At 44.2% G+C, this 20,099-nt stretch carries 19 protein-coding genes; 9 read left to right on the top strand and 10 right to left on the bottom strand.

All coding sequences use genetic code 11. The annotated features are described in order from the left end of the window. Nucleotides 1-3: 3 nt before the first annotated feature. The 5 genes from RJ41_RS17100 to RJ41_RS17080 are packed head-to-tail and all read left to right on the top strand — an operon-like array spanning nt 4 to nt 5,489. Entirely contained in the window at nt 4-2,061 is a 2,058-nt protein-coding gene (locus RJ41_RS17100; RefSeq protein ID WP_039223314.1) for a heme lyase CcmF/NrfE family subunit, read from the top strand. Further along, the gene (locus RJ41_RS17095) at nt 2,061-2,762 is read left to right on the top strand and encodes a redoxin family protein (protein ID WP_039223313.1); all 702 of its coding nucleotides are present in this window, start codon (nt 2,061-2,063) and stop codon (nt 2,760-2,762) included. The genes RJ41_RS17100 and RJ41_RS17095 overlap by 1 nt, the downstream gene beginning before the upstream one ends. Next, nucleotides 2,759-3,256 carry a cytochrome c-type biogenesis protein gene (locus RJ41_RS17090; RefSeq protein WP_052235501.1) on the top strand — a complete coding sequence of 166 codons (498 nt, stop codon included), beginning with the start codon at nt 2,759-2,761 and terminating at the stop codon, nt 3,254-3,256. Before RJ41_RS17095 ends, RJ41_RS17090 begins: the two co-directional genes overlap by 4 nt. Further along, entirely contained in the window at nt 3,253-4,542 is a 1,290-nt protein-coding gene (ccmI, locus tag RJ41_RS17085; RefSeq protein ID WP_039223312.1) for a c-type cytochrome biogenesis protein CcmI, read from the top strand. Before RJ41_RS17090 ends, ccmI begins: the two co-directional genes overlap by 4 nt. A gap of 2 nt (nt 4,543-4,544) precedes the next feature. After that, nucleotides 4,545-5,489, top strand: a complete 945-nt coding sequence (locus RJ41_RS17080) for an MlaA family lipoprotein (protein WP_039223311.1) — start codon at nt 4,545-4,547, stop codon at nt 5,487-5,489. Nucleotides 5,490-5,681: 192 nt separating this feature from the next. Here the strand turns inward: RJ41_RS17080 and galE are convergent, their stop codons facing one another. From galE to RJ41_RS17040, 8 genes are all read right to left on the bottom strand, one after another. After that, nucleotides 5,682-6,704 carry a UDP-glucose 4-epimerase GalE gene (gene galE, locus RJ41_RS17075; protein WP_039223309.1) on the bottom strand — a complete coding sequence of 341 codons (1,023 nt, stop codon included), beginning with the start codon at nt 6,702-6,704 and terminating at the stop codon, nt 5,682-5,684. Further along, on the bottom strand, nt 6,701-7,003 hold the full coding sequence (locus RJ41_RS17070) for a DUF6170 family protein (RefSeq protein ID WP_039223307.1): 303 nt from the start codon (nt 7,001-7,003) through the stop codon (nt 6,701-6,703). The genes galE and RJ41_RS17070 overlap by 4 nt, the downstream gene beginning before the upstream one ends. Before the next feature lie 101 nt (nt 7,004-7,104). After that, on the bottom strand, nt 7,105-8,625 hold the full coding sequence (locus RJ41_RS17065; RefSeq protein WP_039223306.1) for a peptide MFS transporter: 1,521 nt from the start codon (nt 8,623-8,625) through the stop codon (nt 7,105-7,107). A 217-nt stretch (nt 8,626-8,842) separates the two neighbouring features. Continuing rightward, nucleotides 8,843-9,961: a KpsE/RkpR family capsule polysaccharide export protein gene (locus RJ41_RS17060; protein ID WP_039223304.1), complete on the bottom strand. Its 1,119-nt coding sequence runs from the start codon at nt 9,959-9,961 to the stop codon at nt 8,843-8,845. 12 nt (nt 9,962-9,973) lie between these two features. Next, nucleotides 9,974-10,648 (bottom strand): ABC transporter ATP-binding protein, encoded by a 675-nt coding sequence (locus RJ41_RS17055; protein WP_039223302.1) that lies wholly within the window; start codon nt 10,646-10,648, stop codon nt 9,974-9,976. Then, nucleotides 10,645-11,424, bottom strand: a complete 780-nt coding sequence (locus RJ41_RS17050) for an ABC transporter permease (RefSeq protein WP_039223301.1) — start codon at nt 11,422-11,424, stop codon at nt 10,645-10,647. Before RJ41_RS17050 ends, RJ41_RS17055 begins: the two co-directional genes overlap by 4 nt. A gap of 2 nt (nt 11,425-11,426) precedes the next feature. Next, nucleotides 11,427-13,256 carry a polysaccharide biosynthesis/export family protein gene (locus RJ41_RS17045; RefSeq protein WP_039223299.1) on the bottom strand — a complete coding sequence of 610 codons (1,830 nt, stop codon included), beginning with the start codon at nt 13,254-13,256 and terminating at the stop codon, nt 11,427-11,429. Between the two features lie 4 nt (nt 13,257-13,260). Beyond that, nucleotides 13,261-13,659 carry a hypothetical protein gene (locus RJ41_RS17040; protein WP_039223297.1) on the bottom strand — a complete coding sequence of 133 codons (399 nt, stop codon included), beginning with the start codon at nt 13,657-13,659 and terminating at the stop codon, nt 13,261-13,263. Between the two features lie 491 nt (nt 13,660-14,150). Between RJ41_RS17040 and wecA the strand changes: the two genes are divergently transcribed. The 4 genes from wecA (at nt 14,151) to galU (ending at nt 18,270) form a co-directional block, all read left to right on the top strand. Continuing rightward, nucleotides 14,151-15,212, top strand: a complete 1,062-nt coding sequence (gene wecA, locus RJ41_RS17035; RefSeq protein WP_039223295.1) for a UDP-N-acetylglucosamine--undecaprenyl-phosphate N-acetylglucosaminephosphotransferase — start codon at nt 14,151-14,153, stop codon at nt 15,210-15,212. Between the two features lie 114 nt (nt 15,213-15,326). Then, on the top strand, nt 15,327-16,214 hold the full coding sequence (locus RJ41_RS17030) for a glycosyltransferase (RefSeq protein WP_039223293.1): 888 nt from the start codon (nt 15,327-15,329) through the stop codon (nt 16,212-16,214). Then, nucleotides 16,211-17,083 (top strand): glycosyltransferase family 2 protein, encoded by an 873-nt coding sequence (locus RJ41_RS17025; protein WP_039223291.1) that lies wholly within the window; start codon nt 16,211-16,213, stop codon nt 17,081-17,083. The genes RJ41_RS17030 and RJ41_RS17025 overlap by 4 nt, the downstream gene beginning before the upstream one ends. Before the next feature lie 293 nt (nt 17,084-17,376). Then, nucleotides 17,377-18,270 carry a UTP--glucose-1-phosphate uridylyltransferase GalU gene (gene galU / locus RJ41_RS17020; RefSeq protein WP_039223290.1) on the top strand — a complete coding sequence of 298 codons (894 nt, stop codon included), beginning with the start codon at nt 17,377-17,379 and terminating at the stop codon, nt 18,268-18,270. 144 nt (nt 18,271-18,414) lie between these two features. Here the strand turns inward: galU and RJ41_RS17015 are convergent, their stop codons facing one another. After that, on the bottom strand, nt 18,415-18,729 hold the full coding sequence (locus tag RJ41_RS17015) for a ComEA family DNA-binding protein (RefSeq protein WP_039223288.1): 315 nt from the start codon (nt 18,727-18,729) through the stop codon (nt 18,415-18,417). A 328-nt stretch (nt 18,730-19,057) separates the two neighbouring features. Continuing rightward, nucleotides 19,058-20,065 carry an isocitrate dehydrogenase gene (locus RJ41_RS17010; protein WP_039223286.1) on the bottom strand — a complete coding sequence of 336 codons (1,008 nt, stop codon included), beginning with the start codon at nt 20,063-20,065 and terminating at the stop codon, nt 19,058-19,060. Nucleotides 20,066-20,099: the final 34 nt, after the last annotated feature.

Below are 20,099 nucleotides of genomic sequence, written 5' to 3'. Positions count from 1 at the left end.
ATAATGGTGCCAGAAATTGGAAATATTGCGCTGACGCTTGCGCTAGTGCTCTCTATATTATTGGCAGTTTATCCGCTTTGGGGGGCTCACCGTCAGCACGAGGCGTTAATGGCAACGGCCAAACCACTGGCAATTGGCTTATTTACCTTCACGCTTATTGCCTATCTATGCTTAACCTACGCCTTTGTGACTGACGATTTCAGTGTGGCCTATGTTGCCCAGCACTCAAATAGTCGACTTCCCATTTATTATAAAATTACCGCTGTGTGGGGAGGCCACGAAGGCTCATTTCTGCTTTGGGTGCTGATGCTTTCCATATGGACAGTAGCAGTGGCGATATTCAGCAAGGGTATTCCTCTTGCTATGGTTGCAAGGGTGCTGTCGGTATTGGGAATGGTGGGCATCGGTTTTTACTTATTCATGCTGCTTACCTCAAACCCGTTTAACAGCATGCTGCCATTTTTCCCGGTCGATGGGCGAGATCTTAATCCGCTGCTGCAAGATTTTGGCATGATCATTCACCCGCCTATGCTTTACATGGGTTATGTTGGCTTTTCTGTCGCGTTTGCTTTTGCAATTTCAGCACTAATTTCAGGGCAGCTAGACTCAACCTGGGCACGCTGGTCAAGGCCTTGGGTCATTTCAGCTTGGGCGTTTCTTACCGTGGGTATTGCGCTGGGTAGCTGGTGGGCGTATTACGAACTTGGCTGGGGTGGCTGGTGGTTCTGGGATCCAGTCGAAAACGCCTCTTTCATGCCTTGGCTGGTCGGTACTGCCTTAATGCACTCGCTAGCCGTAACCGAAAAGCGAAAGGCGTTTAAGTCGTGGACCGTACTGCTTGCTATTGCCGCATTTAGTTTGAGTTTACTTGGCACCTTCTTAGTACGTTCTGGAGTGATTGTTTCGGTACACTCGTTTGCAAGCGATCCAACCCGAGGCTTATTTATACTGGGAATATTGATTGTACTTAGTGGCTTTGGCTTGCTGCTTTACGCTATGCGTGCTGCTTCACTTAAAAGCCCTGGCCGCTATCAAGCGTTTTCCCGTGAAGTGTTGTTAATGGGTAACAATGTATTTTTGTGCGCAGCAACACTGGTTGTATTGTTGGGTACACTACTGCCTCTTGTACATAAAGAGTTAGGTCTAGGCAGTATTTCGGTAGGCGCTCCGTTCTTCAATCAAATGTTCACGTTATTGATTGTGCCATTCGTACTAATGCTCGGTCTTGGCCCGCTTACGCGCTGGAAACAGCAAAAAGCCAGTGAATTACAAAAACAGCTATTAATCGCTGGCGGTATTGCGCTAAGTGCCGGTGTACTAGTTAACTTTGCCTATGATGAACCAACCTATATGGGCGTTTTAGGCATGATATTAGTGTTTTGGATCCTCGTTACTACGGTGCAAGAGGTGATGCAGCGCTTATCGGCTATGCCATCAGGTAACAGTGATAATGCATCGGTGCTAGTTAAACTTCGCAAGCTTACGCCAAGTCACTGGGGAATGGTGCTGGGCCATGTGGGTTTTGCTATCTGCATTATCGGTATTACCCTTGTTTCAAACTACGAAATGGAGCGGGATGTGCGCATGGACATCGGCGATACCGTTTCTCTTGGCGGCTATGACTTTAGCTTTAGAGACGTCGTCAAAGTCCAAGGCCCGAACTTTAACGCGGACAAGGGCGTATTCGACGTTTATCAAGACGGTGAATTGATCGCGCATCTAGAGCCAGAAAAGCGTTTGTATATCGTACAGCGTATGCCGATGACTGAAGCCGCTATTCACTCAAATCCTATAAGAGATTTATTTATCGCTATGGGCGAGCCTTTAGACAATGGCGCATGGGCCATCCGTATTTATATTAAGCCATTTGTGATCTGGCTATGGGCGGGCGCAGTGGTTATGGCTATAGGCGGTATCTTCTCTATTAGCGACAAACGTTACCGTATGGCTAAAGTAAAAAAGATAAAACGTGTATTTGGTGGGAAAGGTGAAAGCGACGCTGAGCAATCTCATGGTCAAGTATCCACTCCATCAAATGCGTCAGTGAAAGGAGGCGCATAATGAAAAAAGCACCACTCGTTGCTATTCCGTTAGTGTTGTTTTCTTTGCTGGTCATTTTTCTGTTTAAAGGGCTTTTTTCTGACCCCAGAGAGTTAGATTCTCAGGTTCAGGATAAGACTTTACCTGCATTCTCACTGCCAGACCTGATGAAGCCAGAGGTGACCTATACACCTGAAGATTTAAAGGGCAAGGTCACCATATTAAATGTATGGGGTGTATGGTGCGTGACCTGCGCTGTTGAGATGCCGTACCTAACTCAGCTAAAGAACGAACAAAACGTCCACATTGTAGGATTGTATTTTGATCAGGACTTAGACCCAGACTTTGGCACAAAAACACTGAGCCGCGTTCAGCAAGAAGTTACCGACATGCTCAGCCGTTACGGTAACCCTTACGCGTATAATATTTTTGATGTCTATCGCGATACGTCGCTCGACCTTGGCGTAACAGGAGCGCCAGAACACTTTGTTATCGACGCTGATGGCATCATTCGCATGCACCACATAGGCGATATTAACGAGCGTGTTTGGAACTCCAAAGTTGGCCCGCTATATAACAAGCTGGTGGCAGAAGCATCTGGCAAAACAGGCAATGGCAAAAAGTTAGATGTAGATGCAGTTATGGCCTCAGAGCCTACATTGTCGAACACGCTTAATGAAAAGAATAATCAGAGCTCCGCAAGTGCACAGGGAGGGAAATGATTATGTTGTTGACGACCTCTATCCACAGATTCGCAAACGCTAGAGCCATTGCGCTTAACGTTTTCGCACTGCTGTTTGTGTTTAGCGCTTTTTCAGTAAGTGCGGCTGAAGATAAGTTTTCTTTCGACACGCCAGCTCAGCGTGAAAGCTTTTTAAAGCTTACCGCCGAATTACGTTGCCCTATGTGTCAAAACCAGAATATTGCTGATAGCGACGCCATGATTGCCCATGACATGCGCCGAAAAGTTTACGCGTTACTAAAGCAAGGCAAAACAGAGCAGGAGGTGATTGATTTTATGAAGTCGCGCTATGGCGATTTTGTGCATTATCAACCGCCAGTTACAGCTGCGACCTTGTGGCTTTGGGCTGGCCCTGTTTTGTTTATTTTTATTGCCCTAATTGTGGTGATTCGCCGCAAATCGGTAACACCACCAGAAGATATGGCCGCTAAGTTAGCTAAAGCAGATGAAATGTTGGAGCGAGAGAAAGAATGAGTTGGTCTGAGTTTTATATTATTGTTTCAGGCTTAATTACGCTTGTTCTACTAATTGTCGCTTTCCCATGGCTGCGTAATAAAAATCACGCAAAACAAGACAGTTTAAGCAATACGCAAATTGTTAAGCAGCGCCTTGCCGAACTTGATCGTGAAGTGCAAGAAGGGCTCATTAGTGAGCATGACAAACGACAAGCCGTTGACGAACTAAAACTAGCGCTGGTAGATGAAAGCGCATTTCAATCTCATAAAACGGGTAATGCAAAACTTCCGCTCGCGATTGGCGCCGTGCTTGCGATAGCCTGCGGAGTAATTGTATATGCGCAGGTAAACCAAATGGGTCGTGTTACCCAGGCAAGCCAAGCCATTGAAGCGTTGCCCGAATTGAGTCAACAGCTTGCCAGCGGTAATGCAAACAACCTGACCCAACAAGACATTGCTAGCCTTGCTCTTGCTATACGCCAGCGTTTGAGAGAAGAGCCCGAAGATGACACGGGATGGATGTATTTTGGCAGATTGATGCTGAGTATTGGTCAAGAAGTACAGGCCATTGAAGCTATTGATAAAGCGGTGAGTTTGGCGCCATCTAACTCTGCTAATCGCATTACGCTTGCTCAAGCCTTGATGACCACAGGGGATGTAAATAACTTAGAACGTGCACAATCTATCTTATTGGGCTTGCTAAACGACAATCCAGCGAATGATAATCTTGCGCTGATGATGGCGGTGGTCTCCGCTCAGCTTGGCGATCTTGAAAATACTCAGCGTTTTTATCAACAAGTAGAAGGTAAGTTGCCAGCTGATAGCGATATGGCGCAGCGTTTAGTTGCGCGTATAAAAGAGCTAAAAGGGAATACCAATGAAATGGCAGCGCTACAAAATACGGGAATTGAGCCTGCGAATGTGTCAACAGCTCAAAGTGATAGCAGCGAAGCACAAACCGGCTTTAATATTACGGTGAGGCTGTCTGACGACGCTAATACAAAAGCGCCTAAAGAGGGTTTTCTAATAGTTTTCGCTCAAGACGCAAACTCTGACAACAAAATGCCCGCTGCTGTAGTTAAACTGCCCATAGAAGACTTCCCTGTTTCCGTTACTCTAACCACAGAGAACGCAATGATGCCACAATTCACGCTAGCAACACTTTCTGATGTGGTGGTTACCGCAAGACTATCTAAAGACGGTAATGTGGCAGTTGCAAAAGGCGAATGGCAAGGCAGTGTGAGCGCAAGCGTTGCTGCCAACGAAATATCTTCACTAAGCGTTATTATTGATAAGGAATTATAAGTATGGAACTGTCTAAATCACTCGCCACTGGGTTGATTATTGCCGCAAGTCTTTTAGGTGGCTGTGCGAGTAACCATACTCAAGATCAGGCTCAAGCGTATTCTCAAGACACTGGGGCGAGCGCGGCTGTAGTAGATACTTCAGACCCCCGCGACCCGTTCGAGCCGGTTAACCGTGAAATCTGGGATTTTAACTGGGATGTGTTGGATGCCTATATCTTACGCCCAATAACGGTTACCTACGTGACGGTAATGCCTCAGCCTGCGCGAACTGGTTTGGTGAACATCACGGACAACCTACAAGAGCCTGCTAACTTTTTGAATAATATGTTTCAAGGCAAAGTTGACGATGGTTTAGATAGCCTGGCTCGTTTTTTAATTAACACCACGGTAGGGTTAGTTGGCACCTTTGATGTTGCGTCTAAAATTGGTATTGAGCGTAAACGGGAGCAGTTTGGTGAAACTCTGGCTGTGTGGGGATTAGATACCGGGCCTTTCTTAATGCTGCCGTTTTTAGGCCCAAGTGATCCGCGAAGCTTTACCGGTGATTATGTCGACGGTTTTGCATTTCCAATGTCGTTACTTGAAGGTTCTGTAAACTTAGCGCGTATTGGTATTTCGGTACTTGAAACAAGAGCCCAATTACTTGATCAAGAAGCGCAGCTAGAGCAGTCTGTTGATGACTATGCTTTTGTAAAAAATGCTTACTTTGAAAACTTGGAGTTTCGCGTTACCGACGGTAAAAGCGGCGATAAAGCCATTGATGATGAGCAGCTAGATGACTTTGCTGATTTTGAAGCAATGCTGGAAGGCAATGACTTTGATAGCTATGAAGAAACGTCGGAAGAAGGTGTTGATGAGTCGACAGATTCAGAAGATGCGTCAGTTGATGACAGTGAGAAAGCTAAGCTAAAAGAAAAAGACGCCAAGTCGAAAGACGGCAAATAGAGAAAGAGTGATAAATAAAAACGATGTTGGATGAAATTCGGGGCAGGGTTTAGTTACTACTATCTAATTTCAACCTCAACTTCAACGTCACTCCAGCCATATATGCGCCGCACAAAAAAAGCCATGCTCAACAGCATGGCTTTTTAGTTCTAGGTATGTGAACAAGCCTATTGGCAGCGCTCAAACGACAAGCTAATCCTTTGGATAGCCCATCGGGTTTTGTGACTGCCAGTTCCATGTGTCGGCACACATGTCTTCCAAGCCTTTTTCTGCATGCCAGTTAAGCTCTGTAGCAGCTTTTGTTGGATCGGCATAACAGGCTGCCACATCGCCACTTCTACGCGGTGCAATCTTATAGGATACGGTTCTACCCGAACCTTTTTCAAATGCTTTGATCATTTCGATGACTGAATAGCCCTGACCTGTACCTAGGTTGTATTTGTCTAAGCCCATGTTAAGGTTTAAACGATCAAGTGCTTTCAAGTGACCATTGGCAAGATCAACAACATGGATATAGTCGCGAACGCCTGTGCCATCAGCGGTATCGTAGTCGTCACCGAACACGCTTAGCTGCTCTAGCTTACCGGTAGCAACCTGAGAGATATAAGGCATTAAGTTGTTCGGAATGCCGTTCGGATCTTCACCGATTTGGCCAGACTCGTGTGCGCCAACGGGATTGAAGTAACGAAGTAATACTATATTCCACTCGTTATCCGACACGTAAAGATCGCTAAGCATATGTTCAACCATAAGCTTCGACATACCGTAAGGGTTTGTCGGGTGGCCTGTCGCCATATCTTCACGTAGAGGTAGCGATGCAGGATCGCCGTAAACCGTTGCAGATGAGCTAAACACGATATTCTTTACGTTGTGCTTCTGCATAGCTTTACATAGTGTCAGCGTACCGTAAACGTTGTTTTCATAGTATGAAAGGGGCTTTTGCACAGACTCGCCAACGGCTTTTAAACCCGCAAAGTGAATAACGGCATAAATGTTATGCTCGCTGAATATGTCATCTAACACGGCGGTATCGCGAATGTCGCCCTGCACAAACGTAACCGACTTGCCTGTTAACGCTTCTACACGACGAAGTGATTCAGCACTTGCGTTTGCAAGGTTATCCAGCACTACAACACCGTAGTTTTGTTCAAGTAACTGTAAAACTGTGTGACTACCTATATAGCCTGCACCACCAGTGACTAAGATGGTCTTCATGCATTCTCCTTGCTAGACGGTTGCGCAATGTATTTAGCGCAGATGGAATATTGAATAGGTTTTATAACCAATGGATAAATTAAAAATACCACAAAAGCCCACAGTAACGAGGTCCAATTTGACGCGGTTTGAAGAATAAATGCGAATACCGGAACAATGACGAGTAACTTTAGCACATTCAGTAAAGTCTTCTCTGGGACAGATAGCCGCTTTGCGGCCTGGTCGAGCAATTTAACGCGCTCTGTCAATGGAAGACCTTTTAAGGCAGGAATATCTCTGGTAGAAAAATAAAACTTCATAGGTTTATCCAAAAGCCCTTAATAAAAAAACCGCCGGAACGTTACGTTGCGGCGGTTATTGTAGGGTAATTAGTTAGCACTTAAAACATGCTAACAATAAATTACGCCTTTTCTTCAATGCCTGCTTTTTCCCAGAAACGAGATTTAAAGCTCATTAAACCAATCACGATGGCAATGGCGATGCTAAATAGGGCAATTTGAAGATACAGATCTGGCATTTGCTCTACATTCTCAGGGTCGAAGTTGCCTGAAAGTAAGCCAGCAATGATGTTACCGATGGAGTAGGTAAGTACAAACACCCCCATCATTTGCCCTGCGAAACGCTTAGGCGATAGCTTACTTACTGCACTTAGTGCAACAGGGCTCAGGCACAGCTCACCAACAGTGTGTAAGAAGTAAGTGGTAACAAGCCACATAGGCGCAACTTTAAGGCCTTGTGCAGCATATTGAGATGCCATAAACATTACCAAGAAGCCCGACGCCATAATAACGATACCAATTGCACACTTTATAGTGTACGACGGGTCAATCATTCGCTTCGCAAGATTGATCCAGAGGGCAGCAAAGAAAGGTGACAAAATAATGATAAATAGCGAGTTTGAAAGCTGGAACCATACCGTTGGGATAGCGTCCATCCCAAACCAAGAGGTAAGTAGCGAGCCGCTTTCAAGTACGCGGTCGGTGTAGTTCTGAGCGAATAAGTTGAGTGAAGAGCCAGCTTGTTCGAAACCAGACCAGAAACACGCTGAAGCAACACACACTAAGAACAACGCCCACATGCGCTTCTTCTCGTTGTCGCTTAGCTGACCTTTGAAATAAATAAAACCAAAGTAAGCGAAGAAAATAATGGTAAATACAACGGCAACTTGTTGAGCAAGGGCAACTGGCTCAATAACGATAGTGCCCATGTGTGCAAGCACAATTACCACAACAGCAAGTGCAATCACTGCCCATACGCCCATCCATGCGCGCTGTTTAGCTGCACCTTGATATGGGTTTGCAGGAGCAACAGAATCCGCCGATAACGAACGGTTGCTGAAGTAATATTGAATTAGGCCGATTGCCATACCAATGGCAGCTGCACCAAATGCATAGTGCCAGCCCCAGTTTTCCTGTAAATAACCGGTAACTAGGTAGGCGATGAGTGAACCTATGTTAATACCCATGTAATACAGCGCATAACCACTGTCGCGACGGCCATCGTCGTCGCCATACTGCTGGCCAACCATTGCTGAAATGTTAGGTTTAAGTAAGCCAGTACCAGAAGCAACAAGAATAAGGCCAACAAAGAAAAGGTTTTGCAAGTCTATGGCCAGTACCACGTGGCCTGCGAAGATGATAATACCGCCATACCATACGGCGTTTTTACCACCGATTAAGCGGTCCGCTAACCACCCGCCCGGTAAGCCAAGAAAATATACCGCACCTGTGTATAGGCCGTAGATAGCGCCAGCGGTTGCAACGGTAAAGCCCAAGCCCTGCGTTTGTAAGCTCGCGGTCATGAAAAGAACAAGTAGCGCGCGCATACCGTAGTAACTCATGCGCTCCCACATTTCTGTAAAGAATAGCGTTCTTAGGCCCCCTGGATGGCCGAAAAAGCTAGTATCGTTAGATGGTTTCATAATTCTATTTTAATTCCATATTGCTTATGGTTGTTATTGTAGAGCACTTATAGGATAGGCTCTTTGATAGTCGTCCGTAAGGCGGATAGCTTCTTATACTAGAGCTTGCTTAAAGACACAAGATTTGGGCGACAAACTTCATCAAAGCGGTGTCAATCGGCTAAGTCTTGTACGACTTAGCCGATTGAAGAGTTGGCTTGCTAAATAGATGGAGGCACTAAAGCTCGCGGATAGTAGCTACTACAATTCGCACTATTCCGTAAATAAGCAGCAATGACACACCAAAAAGAACAAGGTTATAGATAACCGTGGGGTAAGCATTATCATCCGGAAGGGTAGGTGATTCTACGGTGACCAAGTGTTGTAGCTTTTGATATGCCTCTACGCGCGCATTTTCAAGTGTAATCAGCGATGAAGAGTACGCTTGAATAGCCAATTGAAGCTGCACCTGAAGGTTACTGTATTGCGCCATTAACTCACTCACTGACAGGGCTTCACTTTCTCCTTCAGCAGTACTAATGCGCTCCTTCTGCTTTTCTACTTCTTTCTGTAGTGCGGCTATTTCTCGCTTAATGTTAATCACTTCAGGTGCGACGTTAGACATCATGGTCGACATGGTGCTTAGCTCAGCTTTTTTCTGCGCAAGGGTTGCCTCTAATGAAAAAGCAATCTGCTGAAACGCTGCACCTTCAGCAGTAGGGTCGAGCACGTTGTACTTGGATTGGAAGCCTAAAATTTCAGTTTTTGCTTGTTGCAGCTTTTGTTCAACAATCTCGTGTTCACCCTTGGCAAACGTAAGCTTAGACTTTGCTAAGTTATTGTTGATGTTATTAATAAACTCTTCCGCTTTATCAACAATAGCTTGGTTGATTATTTGGGCATATTCAGCGTCGAATGCGCGGGTTCGCAAACTAATTACAGAAGATGCCGAGTCAACGCTAACGTCAATATGATCCAAGTAAAACTGGTAGAAATCTTCTTGTTTGTGTGAAGACGATAGGCCGCTAAACAAATCGGCTTTGTCTGACATGTAATGTTCTCGAAGGCCAATAGTCTCATCGAGATACTTAATCATATCTGCAGACTGAATATACGCTTCTACAAGCTGACTTTCTGTACCGCCTGAAGCACCAGAAACTCCAGCTGCCATCAGAAGAGATGACGGGTCGAAACTACTGCCGCCATCGCTAGATTTTACAATTAACTGACTTTTACTCTCGTATTGAGGCGCAGCCCATAAAACCAGATAGGCGGCGTAAAGAACCCATGGAAGTACAAGCAACAGCATTTTGTGTTTGCTGAGAAGGGCATTGAGCTGTGTAAGAGATTTTTCCACTGTGATTTGAACCTATTTAAGTGATTTCTTATTGTCTGCATCCTGCGTATAAACGTCGATGCCTTCTTCGAGATCGTGATAATAAGTGAGTTTACCTTCATCAATAATAACGGCGGAGGTACAGAATTCGCGAATTTGGTCGAGTTCGTGACTAACCATAATAACGCCCGCTTGTTCACTTTTTTCTTTTAGCGATAAACGCGCTTTTTTTCTGAACAGCGGATCGCCTACTGATGTCGCTTCATCGATAAGATAAATATCAAAATTGATATTCATGCAGCACGCAAACACGAGTTTTGCGCGCATGCCCGACGAGTAGGTGCGCACGGGAAGATCGAAGCGTTTACCTAACTCGGCAAACTTTTGCACTTTTTCTTCGTATTCTGGGAGCGACTTGACGTTATTAATTCTTCCCACGAAACGCGTATTTTCACGCCCTGTCATTTGCGGGTGTACACCTGTTTGAAGGGCAACCGGCCACGACATTGATTTATTCGTTAAAACTCGGCCTTTGTCTGGGTATTCGCTTTTGGCTAGCATCCGGAAAAGAGTCGACTTACCAGCGCCATTTTTACCTAAAATTGCGACGTTATTTTCCGTAGGAAAATCAAAATTCAAATTTTTGAAAATATATTGAGGGCCCATTTTACTGGGGTAACTCTTTGTTAGATTCTCAATTCTTATCATCGAGACAACACCTTCTTCCATGTGATGTGATACATCGCGAGGCTGAGGAATACTGAGATGATTGTTATTTCGTAAAGAAAAGTCAATGATACGCCCTTTGTGCCATAAGACTCAAAGCATGCGTAGCGGGCAAGTTCGTTGAAATGTACTAGTGGATTCCACGTCAGATACGGCCAATATTCCTCAGGAAGGTCTTGTAGACTGAAAAATACGCACGAAATAAACATTAGTGGACGAGTAAGTACAGATTTAATCTTGTCTACCTCTGGAATAAAAGCTGCCCCAATCGCAAATATGAGACCTATAGATATTGAGAAAATCCATAACAAAAGAAATAGAGAAATTAATAGCAGGGGGTCATTCACGGTAAATGTTTCGCCCATCAAATATAAAGCTAGGATTAAAAGTATTACTACCAGAACTTTGATCGAAAATTCTAGAAAGCCTGCAGTGAGTACTGATGAAATTGGCTGAACTTGACGAAATGCATATAGAGGTTTGTTCCTTCGAATTGAAGTTGAAACTGATTGCAAACATGATGTAAGAGACTGCAAGCCCACCATTCCAATCATCATGAACAGAAAAAGAGGTATAGAATGTATAACGCTCCCGCTTATCAAACCCCGTAGATATGACATTAAAAATATGAACGTAAAAGGCTCTAAAAACGCCCAGCCCAAGCCAAATTTATCGTTAAATTTACTTTGAAGCTCACGCAGGAAAAGCGCGAATATCACGCCTCTCCATGCGTAGAGCTGGTCTTTAAAGGTTACCATGCTTAATTAGTAGCTACGTTAGCTGCAATAGCAATTTGATAGACGATTTGAGTGATATCTTTGACAGCTTGCAGTACTTTGGTATCAATTGCAGGCAGAACGATAATCTGGTCCCCTGGCTCAAGCTTGCTTTTGTCACTTGAAAGGAATGAGTCGTTCACGCTTGAAAAAGTAACGTTACCGTTTTTGCGAACAATTAGTATACGTTCGTCTTCAGCGCGTTCAGTGAAACCGCCAGCCCATGCAACGTAATCTTCGGTAGTTGCATCTGGGTTAAACACCACAGACTGAGGCAGCAATACTTCCCCGCCAACGTGAATCAAGTCAGTTACTTCAGGAATGACGATGGTATCGTTGGGTTCTAACAAAATATTAGCTATGTCGCCGTTTTCAGAGACAACGACACGGCCTTGCGGTTCTACTTGCCTTGCTCGCGCAATAAAGTCTGCGACAAGCTGCGCCTCTTGAGCTCGAATCGCACCTTCACCAGTAGAGCTTATTGGGGCGGTATACATGCTTCTTTCAAGACGCTGTAAACCCTCTTCAATAATTTGCTTTTGCTTTATTGCTACACTTTCTCTCAGTAAATAAATGTTTTGCGTATCAGAGAGCGTGGTATCAGCTTCAATATGGTCTAGCACGTCAAGTAAGCGCGCACCTTTATCAACCATAATTTGTGATGCGCCTGCGAAGGCTCCTGCAACATTGATGCGATATATTTGCGGTTCGTGATCTGCAATGTACTCTACCGTATCGCCCGCGCTTAGTTCTAAAGAAGCGAACGCTTTTAAATCTAAGTAACGTGCGAACTGTTTATTATTGCGAACACCCGATACTGAGGCATGAGAAGCGAATTCACCGGGGCGTGCAAAGTAGTTAACTACGCCGCCATTTAATTCTTCATTTAGAAATTCAAAGGTAAAGCTATTACGGGCTCCGGTTTCAACAACAATTGTGTTGCCAATTGGGTGCACTAAAATAGTGTCGCCGTCTTTGAAGGATACAGCTGGAAGCTTTCCACTTCTAAAAAAAGCATACAAGTCTGCAGTGGCTACTGTCTTGCCGTTGCGAACGACATCTATTTGCCTAAAACTGCCACGCTGGAAGTCGATACCGCCTGCACGTTTTAGATAATAAAGTACGCTATCTGAAGCAAGGCCGGCGTATTGACCGGGGCGCAAAACTGGCCCTGATACAAATATAGACACTGGGGTCGATGTAAGAAGGTTTACGTAAACATTCACATCGTTGGTATACACCTGCCTAATTTTAGCTGTAACTGTTTGGTTTACCGTGCCTGCAGGTGTGTTTGCTACTCGAATAGGACCGATATTAGGAATAAAAATATTGCCTTGGTTGTCAACGGTTACTACGTCTGAAAAATTCACTGCCCCCCAAAGCCAAATATTTATTTTGTCGCCAGGTGCTACTAAGTAATTGTCGTTTAACCCTGAACTGCGTTCGGATTCAAAACCACCAATAAAGAGGTTTGCAGCAAATGGCGGGTTCTCCATAGGCGCTTGTGCTGGAAACACGGTGTCAATTGTGGGCTCACCAGGGAGATTAACCCCATTTCTTGGTTGGGTTGAGAATTGCCCCATCGTGTTTGCAGAGCTTGATGCGCCTGGCAACGTTCGCTGTGTTGATACGCTCAACGGAGATACCGACTGGGCCGAAATGCCGCTTTGAGATTGCTGAGCTCTTTCACGTAACTGCTGCAGTTGCTCCATGCTTTGAGCAAAAACCGGTTGTAACATCATGCTGCCAATGACTGCTGTACATGCTATTTTTGACAGCGCTTTTAATGTGTCTTTCATATCCATAAACTTCATTGTTTTATTCACCTAGCACGGCTGCTGAAACAACGAGAGGAGATACGACTCTCCACTGCCCATCTCGCTGACAAGTTGTTAATTTGCGCTGCGCTCCATTTTGAACCGAGTCACTATCTTGTAAAGAAAAGCGGATACATTTATTGCCGGTAGCTGAAACATAGTGCTTGGATGCTTCGTAATCGTAACCATCAAAGCGTATCTTGAAAGATTCCTTTGTATCAAAATAGATATTGGCTTTTGGAATGTTTATTGCAAGCTCTTTGTCCGGCGCTAAAGAATATGCAAGAGAAGAGTGTACCAAAGGGATGTCAGCTTCAGTAACTGTAGGTGAGTTAGTACACCCTGTTGCGCCCACTATTAGTGCGAACGGCAATAAAAAACGTTTGAATTGTTTGAACATTAGCTTTCATATCCATATAGCAATTTGGCGCTAGGATAACATAAGTTTTAAAAAAAGCATGTTTGCTATCGCTCTGGCGCTAGGGTCTGGCGAAGCAAGAAGACCGCTTTTTTACTAGCAAGTTCAAAAGTGTTGAAAAAATTTACTATTCATCGGAATAAAAGATGATGAAATTCGTTAATAAAAAATTAAGCATTATTCTAAATGCTAAAGGCAGCTTGGCTCGTTGAGATGGGCTCTAAGCGTATTGTATGAAATTTTTTTGAAACGTTATTTTTTTGATTGGGGTGGTTACTTAAACAAATGTTTTATATCATATGGCGGTTTTCTACCCGCACAGTTATAACAACAAGCCCTCACCGCGCTGGAAGAAATGGAAGTTGTATGTAAATGGAATCAACATTGAGTTTTATAGACAAATTTAAAAGTGCATTGGTTATGTTCGAAAATCCAAATATTTCGCTGTCCGATGACGAGAGGTTGTGTGTTCTATGCTAGCGTACTTGCAGTTCGTCCCGCTTTTCACTGCATTTTTCGTAGCCCTAATACTTTTAGTGGTGATGACGCCATTAGCGCATCAGTTCGGCTTAGTTGACCAACCTACTGCGCGCAAACGCCATGCAGGAATCGTCCCGTTAACCGGGGGGGTAGCGATATTCATGGCTGTTCTTGTAGCAAGTGTCGCTACAGATGTATGGATGAAGAATGATCCCCTTTTCTTTACTGCGTCCGCTTTTGTCGTCTTGCTTGGTATGCTTGACGACCGTTTCGATTTAAGTGCTAAAGGGCGCCTTATGTGCCAATTTGGTGTGGCTGCTATCATGGCATGGAGCGCACAAAATTATATTACTTCATTAGGCAACATCTTTGGCACTGGCGAAGTGCTGCTCGACCTCGGCGGGTATTTTTTCACTATCATTTGTGTCGTTGGTGTTATCAATGCATTTAATATGATCGACGGTATTGATGGTCTAGCAGGTGGTATGAGCTTGGTTATATTGCTTACCGTTGCAGGCTTTTTGATTTTTACCGGTAATGGCGCGTCGATTATGGAGCCGCTTATCATCGTTGCCGCAATCGTTCCTTTTCTTGCTTTCAATTTAAGTTGGAAAGGATTTAAAGGTAATAAAATATTCATGGGCGATGCTGGTAGTATGTTCGTTGGGCTTACGATAGTGTGGCTGCTTGTTGATCATACACAAGGTGGCTCCGCTGCGTTTAGACCTATAACAGCGGTGTGGCTGGTAGGGCTTCCTCTAATGGACATGGCGGCAATTATGTATCGCCGTGCTCGAAAGGGGCAATCAATGTTAAAGCCAGACAGGCAGCACCTTCACAATATATTTATGCGGGCCGGACTAAGTAGTAGGAAGTCATTGGTCGCTATACTATGCCTTGGTGCGTGTTACTGCTTGATTGGTATATTAGGTGAAGTATATCAAGTGCCAGAAGCTGTAATGTTTTATAGTTTTATTGGTCTTTTGATTATTTACAGTTTAGTGATCCAACATATATGGAGCGTCCTTCGCTTTATCAAGCGGTTCTCGTCGTAAATTTGGTGAGCCCCATAGCAGGTTGCGCGAAATAGTTGTAACATACCTTCCTAAATAAAGGCGCGTAAGAGCGCTTTTATTTTCTCTGTTTCTTTTAGGCTGGTAAAAATATTCTTGATAAATCAATTCTCTATTCTTCACAACGAAAATAAAAAAAAGCACGTTGAATCGATTGTCGCAATGGCGGTTTATCAAGCAGACAATGCTAAGTGGCTCGAGGAGTCTATTGAGAGCATAACCAGCCAAAGTTATACCGATTTCCTTTTTATTATAGTTATTGATGGGCCTGTACCAGGCTCGATAACTCAAGTCCTCAACACTGCAACTATGAGTGATAATAGGATTGTTCTAGCGCAAAATAGTCACAATATGGGACTTGCAAGCAGTATGAATTCAGCCATCGATTTTGGTTTAGCGTTTGAACCGTCTTTTTTTGTTAGGATGGACGCAGACGATATCTCTGAACAGCACCGCCTTTCGCGCCAAATCACTTACCTTAAAAAGCACAGCAACATCTCTGTGCTAGGCTCAGCGCTGACTGAAATCAACGAAAGTGGTAAGAAGGTGGGAGCACGTGTAATGCCGGCATCTCACAAGCAGATCACGCGCATATTACCAAGGCGTTGTTCTCTCAATCACCCTACCGTAATTATTCGGTACAATGTGTTTCTCGATGGGCACAGATACAATGATGACTTACTTAACACTCAAGATTATTTTTTCTGGATTACTCTTGCTTCACAAGGGTATATTTTCAGGAATTTAAAGGACCGTTTGTTAAAATTTAGGAGAGTGAATAACTTCTATAAGCGCCGAGGACTGAGCAAGTCCCTTAATGAATTCAAAGCGCGAATTTACGCGATAACCAAGCTAAAGCAATATTCTCCCTATAATTTTTTCTATGCATGCGGAGTATTGTCGTTGCGTTTAATGCCCGGTAAAGTTGTGAAACTAGCGTATAAACTCGACCGTCACTTGCTAGAGAGGTTTGGTAAGCATTGAAAACAGGCGTTGTCGTAATACTCTATAATCCGGATTTTAGTCACGTCGCTGAGGTCATTAAGGCTTTCAGTGCGCCTGAGTGGGATTTAGTGGTCGTTGATAACACGGCCGGTGCTGACGACCGCCTTAGTGATCCCCGTTTCAAGTACATTCATTGTGGTACCAATGTGGGCATTGCTAAAGCTCAAAATATTGGCTTGAAAACGCTTTTTGATAGAGGCGTTGAATATGCGTTTTTGCTAGACCAAGATAGTCTATTTACGCCCACTATTGCCGTTGAGTTATTGCAGCAGTTTAAAACTATGGAGAAAAGCTCTTCCATTGCTGCCATAGGCCCCTCTATTTACTGTCAATTTTCAGATTGCGTTGACCAAGGTGTTTTACAAAAAGGCAAAAAAATCTCTGAGAGCTTAAAAGAAGTAAAACAAATAATAGCTTCAGGCATGCTCCTTTCTCGCCACGCTTTTGAACGGGTAGGAGAAAAAGAGAATGGCCTATTTATTGACGGCGTCGATCACGAATGGTGCTGGCGTGCACGAGCCAAGGGCATGACTATTTATCAGTCGCTTAGCGCCTGCATGCCTCATCGGCAGGGCGATGACAGAATAAAGGTGTGTGGAATTACCTTTAAGCAAGGGGCACCCATTAGGCTCTACTACCAATTTCGGAATGTGTTAATTCTAGCAAGACGTCGTTATGTTCCACTTTATTGGAAGCTTCGTCATGTTTGTGCAATACCCGTAAGGTACATTGTTAATAGATTTTGTTTTGGTCAGGGACATGAGAGAGGCAAATACATGCGTTTTGGGCTAAAAGATGGCCTCAAACATCGCAGTGGCCCGATTCAACCCGATAAAGTTGTTAAATAGCGTCGGCATTTAGCAACGTGTCGCTAGTTAACGAGCAGATACAGTGAAAAATCTTCGCGTCCCCCTTTCACTAATTTGGTGCATTAGATATTATTTATCCCAAATTTTGTGCGTTCAACGGTGATTAAAAGCTGTAATGCCCACTTTCAAGACATTAATGCTCTAAAAAGGTAATTGGAACATCGATTGCATTACTCTAGATAACAGCATCGAATATAACCAGCTTAAGGAAGAATTGACGACGTGATGTCGACTTGAGCGTGTAATTAGGATTTTAAGAAGGATATTAACTAATGAGTCAGGTTAAAAAAGCGGTAATCCCTGTAGCAGGTCTAGGGACCAGAATGCTTCCAGCAACAAAGGCCATCCCTAAAGAGATGTTACCAGTGGTTGATAAGCCGCTAATTCAATATGTAGTAAGTGAGTGTGTTGCCGCAGGGCTAAAAGAAATTATCCTAGTAACACACGCGAGTAAAAACAGCATTGAAAACCACTTTGACACCTCTTTTGAGCTAGAAGCCACGCTAGAAAAGCGTGTAAAACGCCAACTGTTAGAAGAAGTACAGTCAATCTGTCCAAAAGATGTAACTATCATGCACATTCGCCAAGGCGTTGCGAATGGGCTTGGTCACGCAGTACTTTGCGCTCGACCTCTGATTGGCGATGCGCCATTTGCGGTAGTACTACCTGACGTTATTATTGATGATGCAGCAAGTAATCCTAAGAAAGATAACCTTGCAGACATGGTTGCCAAATTTAACACCAGCCGAGTAAGTCAGGTTATGGTTGAGCAGGTCCCAGACGAAGATATTTCTAAATTCGGTATCGCAGATCTAGACGGCGCGGCTATTGCCCCAGGTCAGTCAGCGAAGATACACAAAATGGTGGAGAAGCCGCCTCGCGACGAAGCACCTTCTGACCTTGCTGTGGTAGGTCGATACGTTCTGTCAGAAAAAATCTGGGATCTGTTAGAGTTTACTCCTCCAGGAGCGGGTGGTGAAGTACAGCTGACTGATGCTATTGATGCACTGATGAAACTTGAACAAGTTGATGCCTACTACATGAAAGGTAAGAGTCACGACTGTGGCAGTAAGTTAGGTTACATGAAAGCTAACGTTGAATACGCGTTACGTCACCCGTCGTTAGGCGACGAATTTAAAGAGTACTTAGCTTCTGTTTTAAAATAGTATTATTAGAGTTTGTTGATCGGCACTATATATCAAGATACAACAGACTAGGGCAATCAAATAGCTTAAAAAGATAAAAAATGCGCCTTTACGGCGCATTTTTTACGCGAGGAGCCAGCGTACCGCTTATTCGCTTTAGCTCGTCTATCTTACCTGTACATAGCCTTCAATTTTGTTAAGCATTTTTTCGCCAATACCTTTGACCTGGGTTAGCTGTGCGACTTCAAGAAACGGTCCCACTTCTTCTCGGTATTTAATAATTGCTTTCGCTTTAGATTGTCCAACGCCGGGTAGGGTGATCAATTGCTCTACGGTCGCTGAGTTTAAATCGATACGTTGTTGCTGGTCCGTACCTTGATTAAACCGAGCATTTTCGCTATCCGCTGGTTGAGCACAAACCGCTGGCGCTTGAATGGCTAGTGCAGATAGTACGAGTAAACCTGAGATTAATTTTTTCATCATCTTTCCTTGTATGTGGCTAAACGCGCCATAAACGTTATCGGCGCTGCTATTTAGCTAATTGAGATTAAAAGGTGTACCTGAAGCACACAGATTTTCTAATTCTTAACAACAAATAGGCTAAGTCGAGACGGCATACGCCTCACATAATTACCTAGTTACAGAATTCGGCATACTTCAGCGTGTACACATAAGATGATAAAGACGGGTTGAAAAAGCGGTAGTCCAGTTTTAGTACAGTTTTAATTAAAAAAAGCGGGGAAAATAAATAAAAAAACGGGCTTAAAAGCCCGTTTTGAATTAATGTCTGCGTGAACGCATATGAAGCCTATAGGCGGTCAAGAAGCGCTTGTGTGAATTCTGTTGTACCAGCCTCACCACCAAGGTCACGAGTTGTGCGGTCGCCAGATTCGATCACATCTTTCAGTGCTGCGCGAATTTTCTCTGCTTTATCGCCCATGTTTAGGTACTCAAGCATTTGTGCCGCAGCCAAGATTACTGACGTCGGGTTAGCAAGGTTCTTACCTGCGATGTCTGGTGCAGAGCCGTGAACCGCTTCAAAGATTGCACAATCTTCACCGATGTTCGCGCCAGGTGCCATACCAAGACCACCGACAAGACCGGCACACAGGTCAGATAGGATGTCACCGAAAAGATTCGTTGTAACAATAACGTCAAACTGGTGCGGATTCATAACAAGCTGCATACAACAGTTATCAACAATCATTTCCGCTGATTCGATGTCTGGGTAACGCTCACCAACTTCACGAGCAACTTTTAGGAATAAGCCTGAAGTTGATTTAAGAATGTTAGCTTTATGAACAGCAGTGACTTTCTTGCGGCCTTCGCGGCGGGCGAGTTCGTAAGCAAAAGTTACGATTTTTTCAGCGCCGTCACGAGTAATCTTACTCATTGCTTCAGCTTCATTACCGTCTTCTGAAACAACTTGGCCAAGGCCAGAATACATACCCTGCGTGTTTTCACGAACGGTAATAATGTCGATATCTTCGTAACGTGCCTTAGTGCCTTTGAAAGACATTACTGGACGAAGGTTTGCGTAAAGCTTGAACTGCTTACGAAGACTTACGTTGATAGATGTGAAGCCTTCACCAACGGGGGTGGTTAAAGGGCCTTTTAGGGCAACTTTGTTTTTAGCGATCAGGTCTAATGTTTCTTGAGGTAGTAGCTCGCCATGTTCTTCCAGTGCAACTAAGCCCGCATCGGCATAGTCATAGGCAAAGTCACAGCCAACCTTATCTAGAATTTTTGTGGTTGCATCGATAATGTCCGGGCCAATGCCGTCACCGCGAATGACTGTAATACGTTGCTGAGTCATGTGGAGGGATCCTCTGGTAATTCTGTTGTCAAAA

It is taken from the genome of Alteromonas marina (assembly GCF_000808575.1).
Taxonomy (GTDB): Bacteria; Pseudomonadota; Gammaproteobacteria; order Enterobacterales; family Alteromonadaceae; genus Alteromonas; species Alteromonas marina_A.
Note: the sequence above shows the minus strand (reverse complement) of the source record. Positions and strands in the feature narration are given on the sequence as shown.

What these genes read in the sequence shown, in the direction of transcription:
- RJ41_RS17100 (WP_039223314.1), top strand. Translation starts at nt 4, where the DNA reads ATGGTGCCAGAAATTGGAAATATTGCGCTGACGCTTGCGCTAGTGCTC.
- RJ41_RS17095 (WP_039223313.1), top strand. Translation starts at nt 2,061, where the DNA reads ATGAAAAAAGCACCACTCGTTGCTATTCCGTTAGTGTTGTTTTCTTTG.
- RJ41_RS17090 (WP_052235501.1), top strand. Translation starts at nt 2,759, where the DNA reads ATGATTATGTTGTTGACGACCTCTATCCACAGATTCGCAAACGCTAGA.
- ccmI (WP_039223312.1), top strand. Translation starts at nt 3,253, where the DNA reads ATGAGTTGGTCTGAGTTTTATATTATTGTTTCAGGCTTAATTACGCTT.
- RJ41_RS17080 (WP_039223311.1), top strand. Translation starts at nt 4,545, where the DNA reads ATGGAACTGTCTAAATCACTCGCCACTGGGTTGATTATTGCCGCAAGT.
- galE (WP_039223309.1), bottom strand. Translation starts at nt 6,704, where the DNA reads ATGAAGACCATCTTAGTCACTGGTGGTGCAGGCTATATAGGTAGTCAC.
- RJ41_RS17070 (WP_039223307.1), bottom strand. Translation starts at nt 7,003, where the DNA reads ATGAAGTTTTATTTTTCTACCAGAGATATTCCTGCCTTAAAAGGTCTT.
- RJ41_RS17065 (WP_039223306.1), bottom strand. Translation starts at nt 8,625, where the DNA reads ATGAAACCATCTAACGATACTAGCTTTTTCGGCCATCCAGGGGGCCTA.
- RJ41_RS17055 (WP_039223302.1), bottom strand. Translation starts at nt 10,648, where the DNA reads ATGATAAGAATTGAGAATCTAACAAAGAGTTACCCCAGTAAAATGGGC.
- RJ41_RS17050 (WP_039223301.1), bottom strand. Translation starts at nt 11,424, where the DNA reads ATGGTAACCTTTAAAGACCAGCTCTACGCATGGAGAGGCGTGATATTC.
- RJ41_RS17045 (WP_039223299.1), bottom strand. Translation starts at nt 13,256, where the DNA reads ATGAAGTTTATGGATATGAAAGACACATTAAAAGCGCTGTCAAAAATA.
- RJ41_RS17040 (WP_039223297.1), bottom strand. Translation starts at nt 13,659, where the DNA reads ATGTTCAAACAATTCAAACGTTTTTTATTGCCGTTCGCACTAATAGTG.
- wecA (WP_039223295.1), top strand. Translation starts at nt 14,151, where the DNA reads ATGCTAGCGTACTTGCAGTTCGTCCCGCTTTTCACTGCATTTTTCGTA.
- galU (WP_039223290.1), top strand. Translation starts at nt 17,377, where the DNA reads ATGAGTCAGGTTAAAAAAGCGGTAATCCCTGTAGCAGGTCTAGGGACC.
- RJ41_RS17015 (WP_039223288.1), bottom strand. Translation starts at nt 18,729, where the DNA reads ATGAAAAAATTAATCTCAGGTTTACTCGTACTATCTGCACTAGCCATT.
- RJ41_RS17010 (WP_039223286.1), bottom strand. Translation starts at nt 20,065, where the DNA reads ATGACTCAGCAACGTATTACAGTCATTCGCGGTGACGGCATTGGCCCG.